At 38.5% G+C, this 24,830-nt stretch carries 21 protein-coding genes; 6 read left to right on the forward strand and 15 right to left on the reverse strand.

The annotated features are described in order from the left end of the window. The first annotated feature begins 138 nt into the window (after positions 1–138). Both H5116_RS07015 and H5116_RS07020 read left to right on the forward strand, forming a co-directional pair. On the forward strand, positions 139–1,119 hold the full coding sequence (locus H5116_RS07015; RefSeq protein ID WP_182696417.1) for a tRNA-dihydrouridine synthase: 981 nt from the start codon (positions 139–141) through the stop codon (positions 1,117–1,119). A gap of 61 nt (positions 1,120–1,180) precedes the next feature. After that, positions 1,181–1,507: a hypothetical protein gene (locus H5116_RS07020; RefSeq protein WP_024603666.1), complete on the forward strand. Its 327-nt coding sequence runs from the start codon at positions 1,181–1,183 to the stop codon at positions 1,505–1,507. A gap of 16 nt (positions 1,508–1,523) precedes the next feature. On the opposite strand, the gene H5116_RS07025 is transcribed toward H5116_RS07020, so the two are convergent. The 9 genes from H5116_RS07025 to pyrC form a co-directional block, all read right to left on the reverse strand. After that, positions 1,524–2,567 carry a hypothetical protein gene (locus H5116_RS07025; protein WP_165742766.1) on the reverse strand — a complete coding sequence of 348 codons (1,044 nt, stop codon included), beginning with the start codon at positions 2,565–2,567 and terminating at the stop codon, positions 1,524–1,526. 61 nt (positions 2,568–2,628) lie between these two features. After that, complete coding sequence (locus tag H5116_RS07030) at positions 2,629–3,888, reverse strand: lipopolysaccharide assembly protein LapB (RefSeq protein WP_002961712.1); 1,260 nt, start codon at positions 3,886–3,888, stop codon at positions 2,629–2,631. Positions 3,889–3,899: 11 nt separating this feature from the next. Beyond that, positions 3,900–4,517: an energy transducer TonB gene (locus H5116_RS07035; protein WP_007583869.1), complete on the reverse strand. Its 618-nt coding sequence runs from the start codon at positions 4,515–4,517 to the stop codon at positions 3,900–3,902. Next, entirely contained in the window at positions 4,517–4,921 is a 405-nt protein-coding gene (locus tag H5116_RS07040) for a biopolymer transporter ExbD (RefSeq protein ID WP_002961710.1), read from the reverse strand. Before H5116_RS07040 ends, H5116_RS07035 begins: the two co-directional genes overlap by 1 nt. Positions 4,922–4,935: 14 nt before the next feature. Continuing rightward, positions 4,936–5,460 carry a MotA/TolQ/ExbB proton channel family protein gene (locus tag H5116_RS07045; protein WP_002961709.1) on the reverse strand — a complete coding sequence of 175 codons (525 nt, stop codon included), beginning with the start codon at positions 5,458–5,460 and terminating at the stop codon, positions 4,936–4,938. Then, a complete protein-coding gene (locus H5116_RS07050) occupies positions 5,460–6,824 on the reverse strand; it encodes a MotA/TolQ/ExbB proton channel family protein (RefSeq protein ID WP_002961707.1) in 1,365 nt (454 codons plus the stop codon). Before H5116_RS07050 ends, H5116_RS07045 begins: the two co-directional genes overlap by 1 nt. A 6-nt stretch (positions 6,825–6,830) precedes the next feature. After that, the gene (locus tag H5116_RS07055) at positions 6,831–7,601 is read right to left on the reverse strand and encodes a DUF3450 domain-containing protein (protein WP_024590812.1); all 771 of its coding nucleotides are present in this window, start codon (positions 7,599–7,601) and stop codon (positions 6,831–6,833) included. A gap of 1,069 nt (positions 7,602–8,670) precedes the next feature. Further along, positions 8,671–8,874: a cold-shock protein gene (locus H5116_RS07060; protein WP_002961702.1), complete on the reverse strand. Its 204-nt coding sequence runs from the start codon at positions 8,872–8,874 to the stop codon at positions 8,671–8,673. A 438-nt stretch (positions 8,875–9,312) separates the two neighbouring features. Next, the gene (pyrC, locus tag H5116_RS07065; RefSeq protein ID WP_182673530.1) at positions 9,313–10,365 is read right to left on the reverse strand and encodes a dihydroorotase; all 1,053 of its coding nucleotides are present in this window, start codon (positions 10,363–10,365) and stop codon (positions 9,313–9,315) included. Positions 10,366–10,658: 293 nt separating this feature from the next. On the opposite strand from pyrC, the gene H5116_RS07070 reads away from it, so the two are divergent. The 3 genes from H5116_RS07070 (at position 10,659) to H5116_RS07080 (ending at position 15,145) form a co-directional block, all read left to right on the forward strand. Beyond that, positions 10,659–13,028: an EAL domain-containing protein gene (locus tag H5116_RS07070; RefSeq protein WP_182715828.1), complete on the forward strand. Its 2,370-nt coding sequence runs from the start codon at positions 10,659–10,661 to the stop codon at positions 13,026–13,028. A gap of 410 nt (positions 13,029–13,438) precedes the next feature. After that, on the forward strand, positions 13,439–14,326 hold the full coding sequence (locus H5116_RS07075) for a LysR family transcriptional regulator (protein WP_002961689.1): 888 nt from the start codon (positions 13,439–13,441) through the stop codon (positions 14,324–14,326). Positions 14,327–14,380: 54 nt separating this feature from the next. Further along, a complete protein-coding gene (locus H5116_RS07080) occupies positions 14,381–15,145 on the forward strand; it encodes a YdcF family protein (protein WP_182715829.1) in 765 nt (254 codons plus the stop codon). Between the two features lie 14 nt (positions 15,146–15,159). Here H5116_RS07080 and H5116_RS07085 read toward each other — a convergent pair whose 3' ends face one another. Further along, positions 15,160–15,912, reverse strand: coding sequence for a Nif3-like dinuclear metal center hexameric protein (locus H5116_RS07085; protein WP_182694328.1), 753 nt, complete (start codon positions 15,910–15,912; stop codon positions 15,160–15,162). A 150-nt stretch (positions 15,913–16,062) separates the two neighbouring features. Between H5116_RS07085 and H5116_RS07090 the strand changes: the two genes are divergently transcribed. Beyond that, on the forward strand, positions 16,063–16,404 hold the full coding sequence (locus H5116_RS07090) for a hypothetical protein (protein WP_002961684.1): 342 nt from the start codon (positions 16,063–16,065) through the stop codon (positions 16,402–16,404). A 138-nt stretch (positions 16,405–16,542) separates the two neighbouring features. Here H5116_RS07090 and H5116_RS07095 read toward each other — a convergent pair whose 3' ends face one another. The 5 genes from H5116_RS07095 to H5116_RS07115 all read right to left on the reverse strand — a co-directional run bounded on the left by H5116_RS07095 (position 16,543) and on the right by H5116_RS07115 (position 24,778). Beyond that, complete coding sequence (locus H5116_RS07095; RefSeq protein ID WP_182715830.1) at positions 16,543–19,722, reverse strand: amidohydrolase family protein; 3,180 nt, start codon at positions 19,720–19,722, stop codon at positions 16,543–16,545. 105 nt (positions 19,723–19,827) lie between these two features. Next, complete coding sequence (locus H5116_RS07100; protein ID WP_002961680.1) at positions 19,828–20,652, reverse strand: M90 family metallopeptidase; 825 nt, start codon at positions 20,650–20,652, stop codon at positions 19,828–19,830. A gap of 353 nt (positions 20,653–21,005) precedes the next feature. Next, positions 21,006–21,644, reverse strand: coding sequence for a chloramphenicol acetyltransferase (locus H5116_RS07105; protein WP_182715838.1), 639 nt, complete (start codon positions 21,642–21,644; stop codon positions 21,006–21,008). Positions 21,645–21,780: 136 nt separating this feature from the next. Next, positions 21,781–22,821 carry a Glu/Leu/Phe/Val dehydrogenase gene (locus H5116_RS07110; protein ID WP_182715831.1) on the reverse strand — a complete coding sequence of 347 codons (1,041 nt, stop codon included), beginning with the start codon at positions 22,819–22,821 and terminating at the stop codon, positions 21,781–21,783. Positions 22,822–23,251: 430 nt separating this feature from the next. Next, entirely contained in the window at positions 23,252–24,778 is a 1,527-nt protein-coding gene (locus H5116_RS07115; RefSeq protein WP_007375888.1) for a fumarate hydratase, read from the reverse strand. Positions 24,779–24,830 lie beyond the last annotated feature (52 nt).

The raw sequence follows: 24,830 nt of genomic DNA on the forward strand, positions 1-24,830 counted from the left end.
AAATAAAAACTTTCATTTATTTTCATAATATTTACTTTTGCAATTTATACATCAAATATGGGCGGTAATTACAGATTTATCAATGTGTGATTTACAGGTAAACTATGCCTCCAGTTTTTTATCAAAATTAATCTCTTTATGAAACTTGTTTTAGCACCTATGGAAGGTGTCGTTGATTTTAAAATGCGTCAATTACTCACAGACATTGGTGGGTTCGATTTGTGCGTTACAGAGTTTGTAAGAGTGGTTGAAACATGCTTACCTGAAAAAGTTTTTCATCGATTTTGCCCTGAACTACATAATAATGGATTTACACGAGCAGGTACTCCTGTGCGTGTTCAATTACTCGGTCAAGAAGCAAATCCGTTAGCCGAAAATGCAATAAGAGCAATCGCATTAGGGTCCCATGGGGTCGACCTAAATTTTGGTTGCCCAGCCAAAACAGTTAATCGTAGCCGAGGGGGGGCTGTACTGCTTAAAGACCCTGACCATATGTATACGATTATTAAAGCAGTCCGAGATGCTGTAGATGATGAACATGAAGTAAGTGCAAAAATTCGCTTAGGCTTTGATGATGACAGTAACAGCCAAGAAATTGTTGATGCTGTGGTAAGTGCAGGTGCAAATAGTGTAGCTATTCACGCCAGAACCAAACGAGATGGTTATAACCCGCCAGCTTATTGGGAAAAAATTCCACCAATAATAAAAGGTAAGAATATTGCAGTTGTTGCCAATGGTGAAATTTGGCAAGTAGAGGACGCAATGCTTTGTCAAAAACGAAGTGGGTGCACTGATTTAATGCTTGGTCGTGGCGCCCTTTCGCACCCTGATTTAGCAAAAAAAATTAAAGCTCATGTAAATAATGAGCAATATGATGGCCTTGAGTGGGAGCATATTATTTATCACTTAATTCACTCAGCTATTCATCAAGACCCCGCGAAGGATGAAAAATACTTTGCTTCACGTACTAAACAATGGCTTGGTTATCTAAAACGCCAGTACCCGCAAGCTATCGATTTGTTTGACGAAATCAGACGTTTAAAAAGTAAAGAAGATGTGGCGAGCGTATTAAATAAATATGCCAAAGCACCTCAACTTGATTCAAATCATAACGACTAACTTAAAGGCTCTAGATAATATCAGTATAACGTAAAGCCCATTTAATAAGGTTGTACTGATAATGCATCATCAAAAAAGACTTAACGATGAAATAGCACAAGTTAAATTAAATATATTAACCATGCTTTCTAAATCAGCTTACCCTGCACATCACCATTTAATACAAATTTTAGCTGATACAGCAAATAATGAATGGTTAGACTGCGCAGCAGAGAAGTTAGGCCCTGAGTATGCACTTTTGATCAGTCGCATGACCAAACTAGAAGCCGCACTAAGTCAAATAGAAATTGGCCAGTATGGCTACTGCTGTGATTGTGAAGAAAAAATATCAGCTAAGTCACTTGAACTAGACCCCGCAACTCAACGGTGTACAAAGTGCGCACAATAAGCGCACTTTCAAATCATTATATAATGTGTTGTATAAAGCTAAATGATTGCCCTGGGTAGAGAATTATATCTTCAACCAAGTACTGGGCCTCTTCTGGACTCATTTGTAGGCGCTTTATAAGGTTTACCTTTGCTTGAGGCAAAGTCCACGCATGGTAGTGAATACCTATATCTGATTCCATCATCGCAAGCATCAATGTTTTATCTTTATTAGACATATCCATAGCGCTCGCCATTGCAGGTAAGTCTTGATAGTTAGCCTGCCAATCTAAACCTTCTATTAATTTTTCATCAGATAAATACTGAACTAAAAACGATTTTTGGTGAGAAGTTGGCAGCTTACTGTCGAATGCAACACGATCTAATACTTTTATTTTTTCGTTTAAAAGAGTAACCCATTCTAACGGTGAATGTACTTCGCCACTAAAGTAATTAAGTTTGCTCTGATACCACTGAGTGCCATTTGGCAGACCTCTTAGACCCACACTTCCTCTTGGCTTATAACTAGCTAAATAATCGCTAAAAGCTCTTATATGGCTTTTAAGCGCTGGTTGAACATGGTTACTTGCTATCGCACTTAATACATAGCTTTGTAACAATGTAAGTTCAACCTTGTTCAGCTTTAAATTGCTTTGTTGAGCACTGTCTAGGGTATCTTGGGTTAACTTGAGCCAAGTAATAACATTATCCGGTGTGTTTTTTGAGCCTTCAAAAGCGAGCATGTTTTCTAAAACATTTACTTGGGCCGGCCAATTAAAGTAGCGTTCAGGGAAACGCTCTGCAATTACCAGATAGTTTACTTGCGCAATTTGATTTAGATTAAGCTCCATACCCATTAGGCTCTGATAAATAGTATGGCGTTTTGTTAAGTAAGCATCAGAGAAAACCAATTGATCTTTTTCAATGTTATTGCCTTTAGTAGCACCTGTTTGTACAAGCGCCATGTTTAAAGCTTTTAAAGCGACTTGTGCGTCCTCAAACGACTCATAAGGTTGAGGCTGCTTTGAACATGCAGCTAAAAATAGGCACAGTAGTGATGATAAAAAGAGCTTTTTATACATAGTAGTTCCAATAAAAAAAGCCCCAGAGGGGCTTTTTATAAGTTGCTTAAGCTAATTAAAATTAAATTTTAACACCGTTGCGAGCGGCTTTATCTTTAATATATGTAGACCAACCTTTTGCAAACTTACGTGTGCGAGGGTCATCCATAGCTTTAGTAATTGCAGCATATGCTTGCTTATACTTACCTTGGTAGTAATACGCTTCAGCTAAATCTGAATAAATTGTGCCTTTTTTGTCAGAGCCAAGCTCTAATGCTTTGTTCAAGCGAACAATAGCAGCACTGAATTTTTCAGATTGTAAAAGTAATGAACCTGCTTTGCGGTAAAGCTCAGCGTCGTCATCAAATTTAGCAGCATCTTCGTAGTACTTAGCAGCTTTTTCTAAATCTTTAGAACGATGGTAATTACTCGCAATCGCGCTAACATTCTGCTTTGTACGTTCTACTTTTTCACTCTTAATGGCCTTTTCTAGCGTTACAGCTGCTTTATAAGGGATCTCATTTAGAGAGTAAAAGTTAGATAAGACTTTATACTCAACTTCATTTTCAAAGTAACCATTCTTGTATGCAACTTCCATAGTTGCTAAACCTTTAGAATAATCTTCAGTTTGTAGGTAATACTTACCTAAGCTAACCCAAGCTTTTTTATCATCAGGCCATACACGAACAATTTCTTCGCCAATTTTAACCATGTTTGCATAATCTTTAAGCTCAAAGTATGCGCCAAGTTTTAATTGGTAAGGGCCTTTGTTAGGCTCTTTTTGAAGTTTTATTGCCTTATCTGCTGGTTCAAAAACATCACGGTATTGCTCTAACTGATAGTTAGCTTGAGCAATACGTGTATAAACCGTAGGGTCCTCTTCACCGGTAAAGTCCATCCAAGCTACATATGCTTTTTTAGCTTCTTGGAACTTTTCTGTACCAGCGTATAAGTCACCTAACAACTTAAGAGTTTGTTCTTGATCAGCAAAGTTTAAAACATCAGGTGCAACGGCTTGCTTAGAGTACTTGATCGCTTCGTCATACTTTTCTTTTTGAGCGTACATGCTACCTAAGTAACGATTTACGGTCGCTTTATCAAAGTCATTCGAAGGCTCGATTTCTCTAAGCAAAACAATTGCTTCATCAACTTTTTCTTCGTTGTACAAATCAAATGCTTTAATTACTTTTTTACCAGTACGCTCGCCCATGATTTTAGTTTTTGCTTTTTTACGCTCTTCAATTTTTGCGTAATCCGGCGCTGCTAAAACAGATGCACTTAAAGTAGCACCCGACACAGACATAAGAATTGCAAGAGCAGTTACTTTAGAAAAATTTCTCATTACTCGCCTCCTTAGTTGCCTTGGTTAAGTTTAAAGTCTAATTGAACTTGTAAACCTGGTTGTTTCTGTGGTTTTCCGTCAATGATCTTAGGACGGTACTTCCACTTACGCAGTGCACGTTTAGCTTCACGGTCAAAGATACGTTTCGGATCTGCGTCAATTACTTCAACGTCAGTTACTCCACCTAGCTCATCAATTGTGAATGAAAGTTGAACCCAACCTTCTTTACCATCACGTGCTGCTTGCGTTGGATATTTTGGTTCTATACGAACGATAGGTGTCGCATCACCATCTCGTCCAAATGCACCAGGACCACTTAGTCCACCTGCCGAACTACCAACATCAATGCTTCCCATATTAAATGACATAGCACCAGGATTTGGATTATTATTTTCCGGCTGTGGCGGCTGCGGTTTAGGCGGCTGCTTTGGCGGTGGCGGAGGAGGAGGCGGTACACGCTTCCTCTCCTGCACCTTAGATTCAGGCGGATTCGTCATTATTTCGACTATGATCTGCTCTTTTTGTTCCGTATTACGGTCAGCCCCACCAGAGATGAGGAATGCCATGAAGTAGAACAAGCCGAAAGTAACTGCCCCACCTGCAATCAGTGAAAACAGAAAACGAATCATTACTGATCTCCAGCTATTGAAATTCTCAGGTTATCACCCGTCGCTTTAATCTGGTCCATAACTTTAACCACTACGCCGTGTTTTGCTTCTTTATCAGCTTGCAAAATTACAACTTCAGTAGGTTGTTCTGCTAATAAACTTTCGATTTTTGCTGAAATACGTTCAACATCAACCTGCTGTTTATCAATCCAGATCTCGCCGTTACTACGAATAGCAATAAAAATGTTAGCATTTTTTTGCTTAGTAGCTTGAGCCGCTTTAGGTTTATTGACCTCGATACCAGCCTCTTTAACGAACGATGTAGTTACGATAAAGAAAATAAGCATGATAAATACGATGTCAAGCATTGGCGTCATATCAACCGCTGCTTCTTCTTCTTCACGAAAACGTTGTTTACGTGCCATATTTAATTCTCTCTCTAGTGATGAGGCATACTATCAATAAGTTTGGCTTTCACCATTTTAGCTTTTGTCTCAAGACGTGAGCTAAAAAATACTCCAGATAATGCCGCAACCATTCCAGCCATTGTTGGGATTGTTGCCATTGAAATACCTGATGCCATTAAACGTGCGTTACCCGTACCCTGGTTGGCCATGGTTTCAAAAACCGAGATCATACCAGTAACAGTACCAAGTAAGCCTATTAAAGGACAAACAGCTACTAATGTCTTAATCAACAACATACGCTGATCTAATTTTTCAGACGCTTCAGAAATCCATGCTTCACGGATTCTGTGTGCGTACCAAGACGTAGTGTCTTGGCGGGCATCCCACTTTGCTACAATTTCTTTCGCTGTGCGAGGAAATTCTGCAAGTAGGAACCAATAGCGCTCAATCATTAAAACCCACATAAGAAAGAGTGCTATCGCGACCACGTATAAAACCTGGCCGCCTGTGCCAACAAAATCCCTGATAGATTCCCATATCTCCATCAGGACTAGCATTAGGCTTTCTCCTTCTCCGCGTGAGTAGCAACGATACCCGCGCTTTGCTCATCAAGGATGTGTAATACCGACTTACTACGACCAGCTACAAGAGCATGAAGTAGAATTAGTGGTAATGCAGCAATTAGACCTAGCGCTGTAGTTACAAGTGCTAGAGAGATGTTACCTGCCATGATCTTCGGATCACCCGTACCGAACAATGTGATTGTTTGGAACGTTAAGATCATACCGATTACTGTACCTAGTAGACCTAGTAACGGTGCGATTGCAGCAAGAATCTTAATTATATTGATACCAGCTTCAATGCGTGGCGTTTCACGTAGAATCGCTTCATCAAGTTTAAGCTCAAGGTTTTCAACATCTTGGTTCTTGTTGTCATGGTACACTTTAAGAATACGACCCAGTGGGTTATTTGTATTCGGTGTAGCAACATTTTTAAGCTGGCTCTTAATCTTACTAGTAGTAAGTGTAAGGTCAACAAAGCGGATTAGAGTAATTAGCATACCTAGGCCAAGTAAAGCCGTGATGATATAACCAACTACGCCACCTTGATGGAAGTATTCCATAAGGGTCGCTTTTTGAGTGTTGATACGTAAGATAGCACCACGAGTCGGATCTATGTAAACACCAGCGTAGTTATCTGGTGATGTATTTTCTAGAGCCGTGATACCGTCTAAGATATAACCGTCTGGTTGCTTACCTAGAGGCTGGATAGACTTAGTCTCTGGTGAATAAATTAAGTAACCATCGTCTGTAACTAAGTTAAAGTTACCGATACGTGTTACTTTTTTCATTGACGGGTTACCGTCAAGACCAGCAACTTCAGTTTCAAAAGTTGAAACTTTAGCTGATTCTGTCATTTCAGTTTGAAGTGAAATCCAAAGTTCTTCAAGTTCGCGAACTGTAGGAAGTTCTTTAGCAGCTGCTAACGAACGTAAGATTTCAGCACGACCTGGTTTTTCAGCACTAACTAGTGACGCTTCGATAGAACCGATTGCATCTTGAGCTGCACGACGTACAACACCAAACATCTCACCTAAAGTACCTTGGGCACTTTGAAGAGCTGCTTCTTTTTCAGCTAGCGTATTTTCGTTTTGTGCATATTGCTTAGCTAAGCTTTCACCACGAGACTTCTCAGAAGCAAGTTGGCTTTTAGCTTTGTTAAGTAATGCTTGCTTGTCAGCACGTTCTGATAAGAACTCTTGCTCACGTTGCTTATTGATTTTACCTTCAGAGATACGCTCTTGCTTTACTTGCTCAAGAATTTTATCTAGAGCTCCAGTATTTGCATGTGCATTAAGCGCGGTACCTGCAGAAACAGTTAGTACTGCTGCAACAGCAAAACCTTTAAATAGTTTCTTCATTATTGATTACTCCGCGCCAAAGATAGGTAGTTTAACAAGTTCTAATGTCGCTTGCTTACGCGCCATACGAATAACTTCTTTAACAGGTTTTAGGTATTCTTCGCCTAATTCTTTCCACTGTTTAGTGTTGTTATCCCACACCCAAGCATGTTTCAAGTCAAAAGACTGAGCAACGTAAGTGATACGACCTAACTGACCGATATCAACGTTAATGCTTTTACCATCAACTTCTAGAGTACCTTGTGAAGCAGATACAAGAGAGCTGTATGCTGTTTCAATAGTGTAAGCTTCAAGTACTTGACGGAATTTTTCAGACGTCGTTACAGACGCAGAAACCATGATCTCACGTAGTCTTTCAACACGTCCTAAACGCGTTTCAAGATTAAATGGAACGTCCGCTTTGATGAATTGCTCAAGCGTATCGATCATGCGATACATCAAAGGCACAACGTTTTGTTTAGTGTTATCAATAGTCGCGATTTGACGATCAAACGATTCAATTGAAGCGTTTTGGCTATCAACCAAGCGCGACACGTGATCGTTATACACTTTCATAAGTTCAGTCTCATCAACAACGCTACGGTACTCAGCGATTAGCTCCTGAGTTTGACCATATACATTGTCAATTTTAGTTTGAGACTTAACCGCAGCCTTTTGAATTTGTTGACCTGCTTTTTGCACGTCATTCAAAGGATCTGCAATCACATTGCTGCTTGCAAATGCAAATGCGCCAACCAACGCAGTTGCTACAAGACTCTTTCTGATTTTAACAGACATAGTTCCCAACCAATTAAGTAATGTTACTTTTATAATTTAATTATCCTCCGAGGAGAACAACCCTGATATCTTTTAATAGATATCAACCTTCCAATAATGCTAAATGCAATTAGCGCTGTCAACTTGATGTTTACTAATCTCAGTAAATAAATAGCTAAGTTAATGCTTAAACGAAAGTACCAGCCCACAACAGTTAACATTATTGCAACGAAGCTTTTTCTTAATATTTCTATTAAAGCCTTTTAAGGGGTGTATTTATTCGCATTGCACTGACATAAAACAACATTATTGCAACATTTAGCTAAAGCTGAATTCGCACTGAAAAAAAACTAAAAAAAATATAAATTGATATAACAAAAGTTATTTTTTACACGATTTTATCGTGTTTTATCACCTCAGTTACACTTCATCTGAAAAAACAAACCATTTGTCGCACAAAAAAACAACACTGGATAATATTTAATATCGGATACTCACGCTTTATATACGTTACTTTTAAAGCTATTTTAAAACGTGTTTTTCCATAAATAGTAATAATAAACTCAACAATGCATTTCTTTTATCTGCATAAAAGCTTTTGATAATTAAACAGGTTGTATTTACCGCTTTAAAGTATTCTTTAATACTATTTTAACGTTAAGGTTAATTCAGTAATTAAGTTAATCATGAAGAGTTACCCTACTTTATTAGTAATACACTATAAATGAAGCTTTACGTTCACATAATAAAGTAATAGAAGCACCAAGAAGCCCTTATCAATGAGTAGCCTTCGTCACACAGAGTAAGCTTGAAACAGAATTTGCATGGATAGATATTGAGCATCGATTTTATTTAAGCTGGTATCAGGCCCATTGAATAAATTCTTATGAATGGTTTTTAAAAGTATTAGAGGATTGTTTTGCTCGTTAGATTATTAGTTGTTTAGCTTTGCAAAGATAGAATGTTTGAGTAGTTTTTTAGATTTAAAAAAAGGAGAATTTGAGGTATGAAATAAATAGATTTAAGGAAGGGGAATTATGGTGAAACAGAAACCTGCTTCACCAAGATGAACTAGAGTTCACATAATAAATTATGCTGCTTCTACGTTCTCAGCTTCAGGGCCTTTTTGACCTTGTTTGATGCTGAATGTCACTGCTTGACCTTCGCTAAGAGTGCGAAAACCAGAACCAGTGATTGCGCTGAAATGTACAAACACGTCAGGACCATTTTCTTGTTCAATGAAACCAAAGCCTTTAGCTTCGTTGAAAAACTTTACTTTACCAGTAACCGACATACTAAATTTTCCTGTAAGTCAATAATTAAAATTCAGCCATATTATTATGGCAATATCCTCCCTGAGTCAATGCTCAAAAATATGGAGGTACAGTACAGGAACAAGTAATAACCTAACCGGTAACCTTAAACGCAGCACAATATCCGTAAATTCAATACATAAAAACTCAAAGCAAGGTAAGATTAACACATTATATTTTTTTTCGCTCTATTAATTAGGAATTATTTCTTAAAAATATAAATTTGTTTTAAATCGCCTTTAACTGACTAATTTACAAGCAAAAAACTATAAGTATTATTGTAATATTTATTGCTGTAAGCGAGATCAAAAGCCACCTACAACCACCCTGTCGTCGAATTACGCTTCAATAATATCAAAAGCACAAACAAAAAAGCCGCATTAAAAATTAAGCGGCTTTAGATTTAAATATATTATTGGTTATTCGACAGACCAATCCATTGTATTTTCAGCCTTTATAGGCACAACTTCAGAGTCGCCCAATGTATAACTTGCAGGTACTTTCCACGGTTTTCTTTGTAATGTAATTGTATCTGTATTACGCGGCAATTCGTAAAAATCAGGGCCAAAGTGGCTTGCAAACCCTTCAAGCATGTCCAAAGCTCCTGCATCCTCAAATGCTTCAGCATATAATTCAATAGCGGCATGAGCCGTGTATGCACCAGCACACCCACAAGCTGCTTCTTTTTTATCTTTATAATGTGGTGCAGAGTCAGTTCCTAAGAAGAATTTTTTATTTCCACTTATTGCTGCAGCCATTAATGCTTGCTGGTGAATGTTACGCTTGAGAATTGGCAAACAGTAATAATGTGGGCGAATTCCACCCGCTAACATATGATTGCGGTTATAAAGCAAGTGATGCGCTGTAATTGTTGCCGCTACATTGCTAGGTGCATTAACTACAAACTCTACTGCATCTTTAGTCGTAATATGCTCGAGTACAATTTTAAGCTCAGGAAAGTCATTTACTACATCTCCTAAAATTGTATCCAGAAATACTTTTTCACGGTCAAAAATATCAATCGACGAATCTGTCACTTCCCCATGCACTAACAGCAACATGCCTACTTCTTGCATTGCCTTTAAAGCTGGATAAATATTTTTTACTGATGTAACACCCGAGTCAGAATTAGTGGTAGCGCCAGCAGGGTAAAGCTTAGCTGCTACTATTTTACCTGTCGCTTTAGCTTTTATTATTTCATCTGGTGTAGTTTTATCCGTGAGATACAAAACCATTAATGGCTCAAAGTTGCCTTGTGGATTTGCAGACATAATGCGTTCTCTGTACGACAATGCCGTATCTGTGCACGTTGCTGGCGGAACAAGGTTTGGCATAACAATAGCGCGGCCCATGTACCTGCTAATATCCCGTACAGTGTCTTTTAACTGGTCACCATCACGTAAATGTACATGCCAGTCATCAGGGCGAGTGATAGTAAGGGTTGTTACAGAGTTTGTATTATTACTTGTCATTACTTTGTTCCACGGCTGAATTTATCCGATCATAGGCATATGATGTTTTCGAGTAAAGATTTTATTAAAAATAAAGTTTTTATATGGATAAAATTACTGAGGTACTATTTAAAAGCACAATGAGCAAATTCAATGCTATTAGCTTATTGTAATGATTTATGATTAATTAAAACTCGCTATATTAAAACTTTACAGAGTATTGAAACCACTCATCGCTTTAATTTGTACAAAAACCCAAGATTAGGTTAACTTAACTGTGAATTTAAAAATAACAAGAATAATATAAATTGCCTATGTCTTATAAAACTGATGCGACTAGAGCGCTTGAGATAAAAACTGATCAACTAAGTATCATTAATCAATTTTCATCTAGTCTATTGCAACTCGATACATTAGAAGAATTGTTTGAGTATGTTACAACACACGTTGTAAATCGCTTAGGGTTTGTTGATTGTGTCATATATCTAGCTGACAATAATGCAAATACATTAAACCAAGTTGCATCAATGGGTATTGCACACGCGCGGGACAAATATCAAGCGGAACGTAAAATAATACGTTTTAGTGAAGGTATAACGGGCGCTGTTGCAACGACCGGAAAAGCGGTAATTATTAACGATGTAACGAAAGACAGCCGTTATATCGCTGATGAACGCCCTGCTCAATCAGAACTATGTGTTCCCCTTATATATAAAGAACAAGTTTTAGGTGTTATTGATTGTGAGCACCCAATCAAAGGTTATTTTACCAATGCACACCTTGAAATTCTTACAACAGTTGCTCACTTACTCAGTGCCAAGATTAACCAGGTTAATACAGTAAACAACTTACAAAAAACAGTTGAGCAACTCAACAATGCACAAAAATTAGAAAACAGCTTATTACAAATAGCTAACCTAACTTACAAAGCGAATGACCTAGATACATTTTTTAAAGCCTTGCATTCAATCATAAATAACTTACTTCGAGCCGATAACTTTTTTATCGCTCTATACGACAAAAAAGTAGATATACTTGACCTCGTTTATATAGTCGAAGAAGGTATAAACACTAAAACCCATCAAAAAATATCTAAAGAACAACTTAAAGACACCGCTTCATATTACCTTCTAAAAACAGAGCAAACCCTATTACTTAACAAAGATGCCTTTCAAAGTCACATTAATAACGGTGATTTTAAAATGGTAGGTCGGCAATCTGAGTCTTGGTTAGGTGTTCCATTTCAAACAAGTGATCGTATAAGCGGGGTTATCGTTGTACAAAGCTACGATAAAACACTGCATTACAACGAACACGATAGTACTCTTCTAACGTATGTAAGTCGCCAAATAAGTATGGCAATTGATAGGCAATTAGCCCGCCAAGAACTTGAGCACAAAGCATTACATGACGAGCTTACAGGCCTTGCTAACCGCTCACTACTTATTGAACGTATAAAACATGCTATTTTACGTTTAACGCGTGCTAAAAAGAGTACTAGCCATGCCCTGTTGTATCTAGACTTTGACCGTTTTAAAAGTATTAATGATTCGCTCGGGCATGAAGTTGGGGACCACTTCCTTATAAAAATATGCGACTTGATTAAAGGTACAGTACGAAGCACGGATACATTTGCACGTTTAGGCGGCGATGAATTTGCAATTTTTATGGAAAACATCACGCATAAAAACCAAGTTAATGAAGCTTTAAACCGCATTAAAAACGCATTATCAAAACCTTTAAATATAGATAACCACTTACTCCAAGCATCAACGAGTATTGGGGTTGCCTATACAGATAACGTAAACGACGAAGCTTATATATTACTGCAACAAGCCGATGCCGCTATGTATGAAGCTAAGTCAACCGGACGTGGTCAGGTAAAGTTTTTTAATAACACGATGCGTAAAAAACTTAAAACCCATGCCGATATAGAAAACGACTTACAACACGGTATTGAACACAACGAGTTTGAACTTTATTTTCAACCAATTTTCACCATTACTACCAGTGAAGTTATCGGCTTTGAAGCACTTGTTCGTTGGCATCACCCTACAAAAGGGTTTGTACCCCCTAATGACTTTATACCGATAGCTGAAACTACAGGGCAAATTATAAATCTTGATTTACATTTACTTGATTTGGCGGCCCAGCATATTTCAAATTGGCACCAACAAGGCCATCGCTTTTTAAAAGTCACCGTTAATGTATCGTCACGACACTTTGCATGCCTCGATTTTGTAGCGCAAATACATTCCATTTATAATAAGTACCAATTACCTCTTGGTTCTTTATGCTTAGAAATTACCGAATCTGGCTTAATAGAAAATCTAGAACTCGCCACTCAAATAATTGAAGGTCTTTCACCTTTAAAAGTAAAATTATGTCTTGATGATTTTGGAACAGGTTATTCAGCACTAGGCTACTTGCACCAACTGCCTATTCATATTTTAAAAATAGATAAAAGCTTTATTGACCATCTCCAGGATTCTACTAACCCACTTGTTGAAGCCATTTTATCACTTGCGCAATCATTAAAACTTGAAGTTGTAGCTGAAGGAATAGAAACAGTTGAGCAATTAACTATTTTGCAATCCACCGCGTGCGACTATGGTCAAGGCTTTTTAAAATCAAAACCTGTCACTGCCAAAGAAGCCATATTACTAATTAATAAACCCTTATAAAAAGAGCCAGCGAGTAGGTCGCTGGCTTAGGTATTACGCATATACTCTCCCATTGAGCTAAACTTAAGCTATAAGGCAAAACGACTCTATTTTTTAAAGCACAATCTAAAGTAAGCATTCAACAAACCTCACCTCATACCGTTATCAGCATGGTTAAAACTCACGCTGAGCTAAAACGCACAGCAATCGTTATATTTAAAATACAACATGAAGCAAACTCATCTAAAACTAATCAAACCAGTTTTCAAATGACTTTTATCATTACTAACTCTAATATTTTCACGATTCATAGCGATAAACTGCAATAAAACGCATAATTTTAGCCATCTAGACGTTGAAACGTTTTTTATATAGGCGTAGTATGTAATTAATCTGAGCTGAACTCACTTTTCCCATGAGAATTTTTAAAGATGATTGGTATTAAACATTTAAAAACCATAGCAACCCTAAAAGAAACAGGATCTTTGGTTAATACTGCACGAGAGTTATTTTTGACACAGTCTGCTTTATCTCATCAAATCAAAGATTTAGAGAATAAATTGGATTGCCAATTATTTGAGCGTAAAACTCAACCAGTCCGCTTTACCCCTCAGGGAATGCTATTACTTGAATTAGCTCACGAAATATTGCCAAAAATGGAAGCGACTAAATGTCGTTTAAAAGAAAGCTTAAACCAGCCTATTTCTCAACTACGTTTGAGCGTGGAATGCCATGCATGTTTTCATTGGTTATTACCTACTATTAAAGAATTTAATAACTTTTGGCCTGATATAAAAATTGATTATGAACGTGGCTTTAGTTACGACGCTATTCCTGACTTACTAAGCGATGAGCTCGATTTAGTTTTAACGTCTGACATACGCGAACCCGACACATTAGAATACGCGCACTTATTTGATTTTAAATTGAAGCTTATTGTGGCACCGGATCATGAACTTGCTAAAAAAGCGTATGTAACAGCGCTTGATTTAAAAAACGAAACTATTATTTCATACCCTATCCCGCGAGAACGCCAAGATATATTTAAGCATTTCATTCAAAATGCACGTTTTGACGGTACATTAAAAACGGTTGACCAAGGATTACTTATTTTTCAACTAGTAAGTGCCGGTATGGGCGTTGCCGCTTTACCTGATTGGCTAGTTACACCTTATGAAAGCCAAGGCTTAATTAAATCAATTCCTTTAGGCGCTCTTGGTCTTACTCGCCCTATGTATTTAGCGATGAAAAAAGACATGAAAGATAACCCTGTTTATCGTCACTTTTTAAATACGTGTAAGCTAAATAACGGTCGATAATCATCAATATAATAAGTAATATCGCTGTAATTAACTCTACAGCGTTTAACTCTTATGTTTGTTATTAAAAAAATGATTGGTGGTTTACTTATGCCACTGCCTCTATTTGGTTTATTTGCGTGCCTGATGCTCCTACTGGCATTTAAAGGCCGCAAATCAGCTCTCTTCTTATCTACTTTAAGCTTAATTGTATTACTTGCATTGAGCACACCCTTTATCGCCAATTTAATTATCCAAAATAATGAACCTGCGTCGCTTGCATTTAATACTCTAAAGCATCCAAAAATAGACAAAATAGTTGTACTAGGTTGCGATATAAACCCAAATTCGGCTTTAAGTTCAAATAATCAATTAGGTAATTGTGCGCTAACGCGCTTGGTAGAAGGTGTAAAACTGGCGAAACACTACCCTAATGCAGAGCTTATAGTTTCAGGCGGGGGTTATAAAAATACCACTAATAGCGGGCTTATGTATCAAACGGCAATTAGTTTAGGCGTTAATAAGAGCCGTATTTTCCAAAATCCAAAAGCAATGGATACAGGTGAAGAAGCTAAATTACTGGCATCAAAATTAGTCGACTTTAAAGTTGCACTAGTAACATCTGTACTGCACATGCCCCGTGCCAAAGACTTATTTAATGCTCAAGGTATTGAAGTCATAACCGCAGCCACTGATTATCATAATTTTGCTGCACTTCCATGGAGCAAGCAGTTTATTCCCAATGCTCATGCTTTACTTGTGGTTACGCAATACAGTCACGAAGTAGTAGGAAATATATGGATAAGTTTGCGCCGCTGGATAGATCCAGAGGCGCTGTAACTTATATAGCCTAATTAAACTGGGTTATCTATGTCTATAAATGTGACATCAAAACCATGCTCTTGAGCAAGTAACTCACCTAGTGCTTTTACACCATAGCGCTCTGTTGCATGATGCCCAGCTGCAAAAAAATCAATGTTTTGCTCACGAGAACTATGAATTGTCTGCTCCGATGCTTCACCCGTTAAATAAGCATCAATGCCTTGATCTGCTGCTAAATCAATATATCCTTGCCCGCCACCAGTACACAGTGCAATGGTTTCTATTTTAGCTGAACGTACTAAGCTTGTGAGCGGGGTTCGATTAAGCACTTTTGCAATTTTATCTGCAAAATCTTCACCACTTAATGGTGTTTTTAAACGTCCTTTCATTGCTACGCTATTTGAAGTTGGCTCTAGCCCTGTTTCAATTTCAATATCTAATAACTTTGCAAGTTGTGCGTTATTGCCAACTGCTGGATGAATATCGAGTGGTAAGTGATAGCCGAATAAATTAATATCGTTTGCTAGTAGTGCGCCTATACGACGCTTTTTCATACCCGTTATTGGTTGAGATTCCCCTTTCCAAAAAAAACCATGATGAACCAAAATAGCATCTGCTTGTTGCTCAATGGCAGCTTCTATTAAAGCTTGACTTGCGGTTACACCCGTCACAATTTTTTTAATTTCGTTTTTACCTTCGACCTGTAAGCCATTTGGGCAAAAATCTTTTATTAAATGAGGTTTCAAAATGTCATTTAGGAGTTGGTTAAATTCTCTACGTTGCATACAACTTACCTTACTTAGCACTGAATTTTGTGCAAATTTTGGCGTTTATAGGCCTAAAATGGAAGGAAAATCGCAAAAAATTGAAAAACTGTTTTAAAATAGGTATAAATACCTCTTCTTTATCTGTGTTCACAACGTATAGGGTCTCTGATGAGCAAACTAGACAAAACAGAAGTGTTATCTGCCTTTGAAGCAGCGTACGAAACTGCCAATGGTAAAAAACCTGAAATCACAACCAAACCTGGTTGGTACAGCATTGATGGCGGTAAAAATTTACGCCTAGCTGACGTAGCAGAGCTTACTAAAAAATTAAACTCTGGTAAAACAACTAAAACGAAAAAACCAAAAGCAGCTGCTCCTGTTAAAGCACAGAAAAAAGCGCCATTCACTGTTGTTACCGAAAATGAAGAAGGTTACACAGCGGAAGAACTTTGGATTGTAATTTTAGCTCGTAAAGATCATGACTGTCGCTTACCGCGCGGTGTTGTTTAATCAACATTTATGATTTTTAAAAGAAACCGCGTTAAGCGGTTTTTTTATATCCGTTATTTGCCAAAAACATAAAGCTTTATAAGTTGTGTAAGGCTAAAAAAAGCGGCTATGTAGCCGCTTTAAAAAGTTTAAAATAAATTACAGTTTTTCAAAATAAAGTGGTTCGCGCTCTTTTTTACCCACTTCATTCATTGTCTCTGCATTGAATAATCGACCATTGATCATGGTGTGATCTACTTTATCCGAATCTCGAATATTTTTAAGCGGATCACCATCTATAACCATTAAATCAGCCAGTTTACCCACTTCAAGCGAGCCTACGTTTTTATCAAGCCCTAAATACTTAGCCGGATCGAGTGTCGATGCACGTATTGCCTCAAGCGGTGTCATTCCGCCTTGTGCAAACATCCACATCTCCCAGTGTGCACCTAAGCCTTCACGCTGACCGTGAGCACCTAAGTTAACTAATACACCTAGGTCTTGCAGCTCAGCAGCAACGCGTGCGTTATTAAAGTGATTATAGTGATGATCGGGCGCTTTAATGCGGCGCATAGAGCGTGGTAATAATTGATTTTTTGGCACAAATTTACTTAAACGCGGGTGATTCCACACATCAGTTTTATCGTACCAGTAGTTCTCACCCCAAATGCCACCATAAGCCACTACAAGTGTTGGTGTGTAACCAACATCACTTTGCGACCATAACTGCTTTATATCGTCGTATATGTTCTCTACAGGGATTGAATGCTCAATACCTGTGTGTCCATCTACAATCATACTTAAGTTATGCTGTAATAATGAGCCACCTTCAGGGACAACCATCATTTCAAGCATCCGGCCTGCTTCAATAACTTGTTGGCGCTGCTCTCGGCGTGGCTGGTTATACGATTTAACACTAAACGCCCCTACTTTTTTAAGGCGCTCTAAATGAAATTTAGCATCGTCTAACGAGTCAATATGCGACGTATAACCTGGCATATTTGCGCCATATAAAATAGTACCGGTTGAGAAAATACGCGGGCCAACAATCATGCCTGCCTTTTGCATTTCGCTTGCGGTAAATATTTCAGAGGTATCGTTTGATGGATCGTGAATTGTAGTTACACCCAGCGCTAAACCTGCAAAGTTTTTCCAGTTTTGCTCAGGTATAATTTCACCGCTTGCTTGCGAGCCATGTGCATGAGCATCAACAATACCAGGCATAATTGTTTTGCCTGTTACATCAATAACCTCAGCACCTTTAGGGATGCTTATCTCGCTGGCTGTACCAATTGCTTTAATATGCTTGCCATCAGTGATAATTACACCATTTTCAATAACCTTTTCGCCGTCCATCGTTATAATTTTTGCACCAGTGAGCGCAATCATGCCTTTAGGCTCTGCCATTTTTTTACTGAAACCGATATTATCGCCACTTTTCACTTTAAAGTCGGCATCTTCGGCTTTGTTAATAGCAAACATCCCCTCAAGGCTTGCATGATAAAGCTCAGGCCCTAATGTCCAATAAAGTTTGTTGCTCTTAGCACTCCAGCTAATGTTTTCACCAGCACGTACCGATAACTGCTCTATTGGGAATTGACTGTCTTTAGGCCCAATATTAATTGTTTTACCACTTTGTACAAACGGGGTTACAAATACTTTAAATCGCTCTGCAAACGCTAAATATTTGCCATCTGGTGATACTCTAAATTCTGTCGCATGTTCTGACTCGTATAGTTTGCTAACTTTTTTACTTTCAAGCTCAACTACACTTAGCGTTGGTTTTGGCCAAGGACTCATTATAAAAACGCGATCGTTTGCATCTCCAAATTGAGGCTGATAACCACTTTTTGAAATAAGCTCACTTTTACCGCCTTTTGCGCTTACGCTATAAACCCCCGGATTAAGTGACCACTTAGGGTTTAAAATACTGCCGCCAGTGGCTTTTCGATAAACAACCGTTTTACCATCTGGGCTAAACGTTGGCTCTACGTACTTGCCAGGCTCTTTAGTAACTGTATCACCACGACCACTGCTCGCAGACACAACTCTCACTGACCCTTGTTTGTTATCATCCCATGTGGTGTAAACTATTTTTTTACCATCGCGAGAGTACTGTGGAAATAATTCGTAATGATCAGTTTGCTTTGTTAAACGCTTAATTTTACCCGACTCTAAATCACGTTTATAAATATGTCCAAGCGCTTCAAAAATTGCCGTTTCGCCATCTGGGCTTACTTGCACATTACGCAGCATTTTTACATCAAACTCATCAGTATCTAAGTTTTGTGTAAAGCGCACCGCTTTTTGAATTTTTTTACTTGTTTGCACTTTAAAAGGAATGGTTTTTACAGATTTGTCTGCAACATCTAGCTTGTGAATTGTGCCACCAGCCCAAAACACCAGTTCTTCGTTATCTGGTGTCCATGCAATGGTTGGGTATACACCATGAATAGCCCATGTTTCTTGCATATCTCGCTCAAGCTTATCGTAAAGCTTAGTGTGCTCACCGCTGGTTAAGTCATATAAATAAAGACTAGTTTGAAAATCATCACGCTTTATATACGCCAGTTTTTTTCCATCAGGTGACGGTGTAGGCCTAATAGCACCGCCCATCGTATCGATTATGGTTTCAATTTCACCCGTTTCACGGTCGTAGCGCTTAATTTTATAAATGCCCGCTACAGAATCCTTTGAATAATGAAAGGTTTTACCGGGTGTTGCATCATGCGAAAAGTATACATAACGACCATCAGGTGAAAACATTGGCTCACCTAAATCTTTTTGATCGTTCTCGCGTTTTGTAAGCTGTACGCCCTTGCCACCCGCTTTGTGATACAACCACACTTCACCTGCTCCCAATGAGCGGCTAGCTGTAAAGTGTTTACGCGCAACTAAGTAGTCGCCATCAGGACTCCATGCAGGGCTATTTAGTAATCTAAAGGTTTCATCGGTAACAGCGTGTTGGTTTTCGCCATTTAAGTCCATTATCCAAATGTTATCGCCACCACCTTGATCGGAGGTAAACGCAATACTTTTGCCGCTAGGACTAAAACGAGGTTGCATTTGCCATGCAATATCAGAGGTGAGCTTTGTAGCTGTACCACCACTCATTGGCATAGTGTAAATATCGCCAAGTAAGTCAAACACCACGGTTTTACCATCAGGGCTAACATCTATATTCATCCATGTGCCTTGCTCAACGCTAATTGCAGCGTCAACAAATTGCCCCTTAGGTGAATCTACTTGCCATTTTTGTTCGTCTTTTTCGGCGGCATGTACCTGCCCTATCGCTAATGACACCGACAATGCTAATACTGTATGAAGCATTTTTTTCATGCGTTTCTCGCTTGTTATTGTTGCAGTAAAAACTATTTCACATGATTGCAACAAAAACAAACGCAACTTGCCAGCGTTATATGATAAAGCGCGGTTTATGTAGGTTTAATGCCAAACAATAGGGTCAAATTGATAGTAATTAACTAACATACTGTAAATTTCAGGATCGTATCGGCGAAGCTCTGCGGGTTTTTCGAGGAAGGTTTCGGTGAGTACAGCAAAAAACTCAGCTTCGTTAGTCGCACCATAGCTGTGAATAACATGCGGCATGCTATAAGCAACGTGACTTTTTAACTGGGTGAAAGCACGGCTAAATACTCGGCCCCACTCTTTGTAATCTGCTGAGCTTTTTAAAATGGGTGTGCCCGTTGTTTTACCTGTTTCTTGATCGAGTTGATGCGCAAACTCATGAAAAACTAAATTATGTCCATCACTTGGCAAGCGGTTACCCTCAAGCACGTCATGCCAACTGAGTACAAGTGTGCCGCCAGGCCATGACTCGCCTAGTCTTACCGTATTGTGGTAACTCACAAGTCCTGCACTATCGCGAGTTGATTGCGGAGCATAATAAGCACTTGGGTATAATAAAATTTCTTTTACATTTCTATATAACGGCCACGGTTTATTAAGCACTAATACACACGCATCGGCGGCTACAATTAACTTCATTGCAGACGTTAGCCTTAAGCCATCACAACCGACAAAGCGTTTTTCGTTTAAAAACCACGTTATGTGTCGCTCTAACTTTTCTCTGTCGGCATCGGTCATTTTTTTATAGATGGGCATGCAACGCAGTAAAATATCTTTTTGCTGTGAATTTAAAGCAAAGTCTTTATATTTACTGCGCCATAATCGGTTTTGAATTGATGGCCAACGCCAGAAAATCACCACAAAAAGAATTAAAACAACAATTAACAGTCCATTTATCATGGGGATTTCCTGAGCTAAGGTATGGTATATAAATATGTCCAGCACACGTGCTTTTCAAGCATATAAGGTTATGTATTTGAATATAAAGTAATTCACATCGCATTGCTTATAGATTACTTAACCTGAACTTTGGTTAAGAGATTTACTAATGTATTGGATCATGGTGATATTTAAATTTATTTTCTCTAGCCAGAGATTTTTAGTGAAAACAAGGTGAATTTACGCGTCAATAGCGGGCCTATTGCAAGTAAATTCAACGCAGTTAGCGCTAAAAATAGCTGCTTGAGATAGATTTATTATCCAGAGTTCAGGTTAATTACTGCTTGCACTGCCGTTAAATGACGTGTTTAAAGTTAACCTTTGCAAAAGGAGTCAAATGTACCCTGCAATGTGTTTATAAATTTCGCTACGTGCAAACCATCCATTAATGAGTGGTGTACATCGATAGCTAAAGGTATTGTACCTGTGTGTTTATCAAACTGACCAAATACAAATTTAGGAATGCCTAAACTCTCCCCTTCACTAAATGCATGCGAAAACGCACTAAAATTCAGCCACGGCAAAACAGATATATGAATTAAGTCGGCCTGCCCTTCTGTTTGAGCAAATGCATCAGAAAATAACGGCTGTAATTTCGCTTTTTTGCTTACGTCACTTGCATGATTTGCAAACTCTTTAAAATCGCTTGCGCTGTTAAAATAACTAAAAACAAACGTATCGTTTTCAGACAACTCAACCACACTTGCGCGAACACTGTTAAGTAGCCATGGCTTACTATCTATTATACGTAGCATTATTGAATCGTACTCATGGCACGCTTTTAAGGTGCAATATACATATGCTTGAAAAAAAGAAAATTGATTGGTTTTGCAATAGTCGTAAAGTGCTTGAGCATCTAAACGCACACACACATTAAAATAAGGCTGAGAAAAGTGTTTAAATAATTCAAAGTGTTGCTTTCTAGGCCAATTATCTAAATCGATAGGCTGCATGAGAGAAGTTGAGGGAGTCATAATTTGCCGCACAAAATTAAAAATAAAGTGTACCGCTGTTCAGTAACAATTGCATTAACTTACAGATAAACAAAAGGTGTGCAATTGCACACCCTTATATAAATTAGAACTTAGATCACAGACCGTTTTTAATGATCTCTTGCGCTAATTCGTCAGCAATTAAATGCGTTGATTTTTGCTCTTTTTCGCTACGGGCAAAGATTTCAGTTAACGTATTAAAAATACCTTCAACATGTTTATTAGACGCTGCTGCACTGTAACCATCTGGCGCTGTTTCGTAATAAACATTAATAATACCACCGGCGTTAATTACGTAATCTGGTGCATATAAAATGCCTTTTTCACGAATAACTTCACCGTGGCGAGATTCTGCCAGCTGATTGTTAGCACAGCCTGCAATAATAGTCGCTTTTAAACGCGGTATCGTTAAATCGTTAACGGTTGCACCTAATGCACAAGGTGCATAAACATCAACATCTAAGTCGTAAATGTTATCAATGCCAACCGCAGTTGCACCAAAATCACTTACTACACGGTCAATGGCAGCTTGGTTAATATCAGTTACAAACAACTCAGCGCCCGCATCATGTAAATGTTTACATAAACCATAAGCAACAGCACCTAAACCTTGAACAGCCACTTTCACACCTGCAAAATTTTGATGACCGCGTTGATGCTGTAGCGCTGCTTTAATTCCTAAAAACGTACCGTATGCTGTAAATGGCGATGGGTTACCGCTTTTACCTTCAAGACCCAGTACGTAATTAGTTTCTTTATTCATGATAGCTACATCAGCACATGTGATGTTTACATCTTCTGCTGAGTAATAGCTGCCATTTAATCGCTCTAACTGGCGGCCAAATGCACGGAATAATTGCTCAGATTTAATTTCTTTCGAGTTACCTATAATTACAGATTTACCACCACCAAAGGGTAAGCGCGCAACTGCATTTTTATAAGTCATGCCCTTTGATAAACGTAGCACGTCATAAACAGCATCTTCGTCGTTCGCATAATCCCACATTCTACATCCGCCAACTGCAGGACCTAGGTTGGTATTATGTACAGCAATAATTGCTTTTAAACCCGACTCTTCATCAGAACAAAAAACCACTTGTTCATGGTTATCAAATTCAACTCGATTAAACACAGCCACTTAAAATACTCCGAAATAGTTAACCCGTGAGAGGGTATGCGCGCTGGAAATTGCCGAGACTTTATCACTTCATATACGTGTTCGCCATACTCACAGATGATAAAACCAATGAAAACATTAAACTTAAATTAAATAACCTAATTAAAACTTTTATACAGATAAAAAATTCACAAAACCATCATTTGTAAGTTTTAATTACTATGAATATAAGAATCTCACTAACTTACGTTTACGTACACGTAACACAGCGATTGCATGTAAAGTTTAATATACAAGTGCTACTTGCCCGACACGTACTGCTGCCTATAGGTTTTCAGTAAAAAGTGAGCTTTTTCGCAAACTGGTCAGAGCTGTAAACTTACTAATAACCCTATTTAAAAAAACAAAAAAGCGAGCACTAGGCTCGCTTTTTAAAAACACAAAACGTACGTTATTTTAGCTTGCTATCAAGCTCTTCAATTTTAGCTTTCCAGATAGCAGGGCCTTGTGTATGCGCATTGGCGCCTTCACTGTCTACTGCAACAGTCACTGGCATATCTTCAACTTCAAATTCGTAAATAGCTTCCATACCTAAATCTTCAAAAGCTACAACACGCGCTTTTTTAATCGCTTTAGATACTAAGTAAGCTGCGCCGCCTACAGCCATTAAATAAACAGATTTATGCTCTTTAATAGACTCAACCGTTGCAGGGCCACGTTCAGCTTTACCAATCATGCCTACAATGCCTGTTTTTTCTAGCATCATATCGGTAAATTTATCCATGCGAGTGGCTGTTGTAGGGCCAGCAGGACCTACTGCTTCATCGCGTACCGCATCCACTGGGCCTACGTAATAAATAAATTTATTATCAAAGTCTACGCCCTCAGGTAAACCTTCACCTGAGTTGATCATATCTTGCAAACGTTTATGCGCTGCATCACGACCTGTTAAAATAGTGCCCGAAAGTAAAACGGTTTCACCCATTTTCCATTCTTGAACATCTTTTTTAGTCAGTGTATTTAAATCAACACGACGTGTGCCTTCGCCCACTTCAAATGTTACTTGTGGCCAATCTTCTAGTTTAGGTGCTTTTAAATTAGCAGGGCCAGAACCGTCAAGCGTAAAATGTACATGGCGAGTTGCCGCACAATTTGGGATCATTACTACAGGTTTTGAAGCTGCATGCGTTGGTGCTGTTTTAATTTTAACATCAACAACCGTTGTTAAACCGCCTAAACCTTGTGCGCCAATACCTAATTTATTAGCACGGTCAAAAATTTCTAAACGCAGTTTTTCTTCAGTTGTCTCTGCGCCGCGTTCCATTAATTCATGGATATCAACCGGATCCATTAACGACTCTTTAGCCATTACTGCTGCTTTTTCAGCCGTACCACCAATACCTATACCTAGCATGCCTGGCGGACACCAACCAGCACCCATTGTTGGTAGTGTTTTTTCTACCCATGCAGCAACATCATCTGACGGGTTTAACATAACCATTTTACTTTTGTTTTCAGAGCCGCCGCCTTTAGCCGCAACCATTACTTCTACTTTTCCACCCGCTACTAAATCAATATGCACAACCGAAGGCGTATTATCTTTAGTATTTTTACGCGTACCAGCAGGGTCTGCAACAATAGATGCACGTAAAGGGTTATCTGGATTCAAATATGCACGACGAGTACCTTCATCAACCATTTGTTGAACGGTTAAATCTGTTTTATCCCACTTAACATCCATACCTACTTTAACAAAACAGGTAATAATACCGGTGTCTTGGCAAAGTGGACGCTTGCCTTCAGCCGACATGCGTGAGTTAATTAAAATTTGTGCAATGGCGTCTTTAGCCGCTTTACTTTGTTCTTTGTTGTACGCTTTTTCGAGTGCTTGAACAAAATCAAGTGGGTGATAGAACGAAATATATTGCAATGCATCTTCAATGCTATCAATAAAGTCTTGCTGACAAATTGTACTCATAGTGGTTCCTTAAGTTACCGTTACGCGTTGTCGCGTAATCTAAATCAAACCG

Origin of the sequence: Pseudoalteromonas sp. SG45-2 (genome assembly GCF_014164115.1) — a bacterium.
In the GTDB taxonomy this organism is placed as follows: domain Bacteria; phylum Pseudomonadota; class Gammaproteobacteria; order Enterobacterales; family Alteromonadaceae; genus Pseudoalteromonas; species Pseudoalteromonas distincta.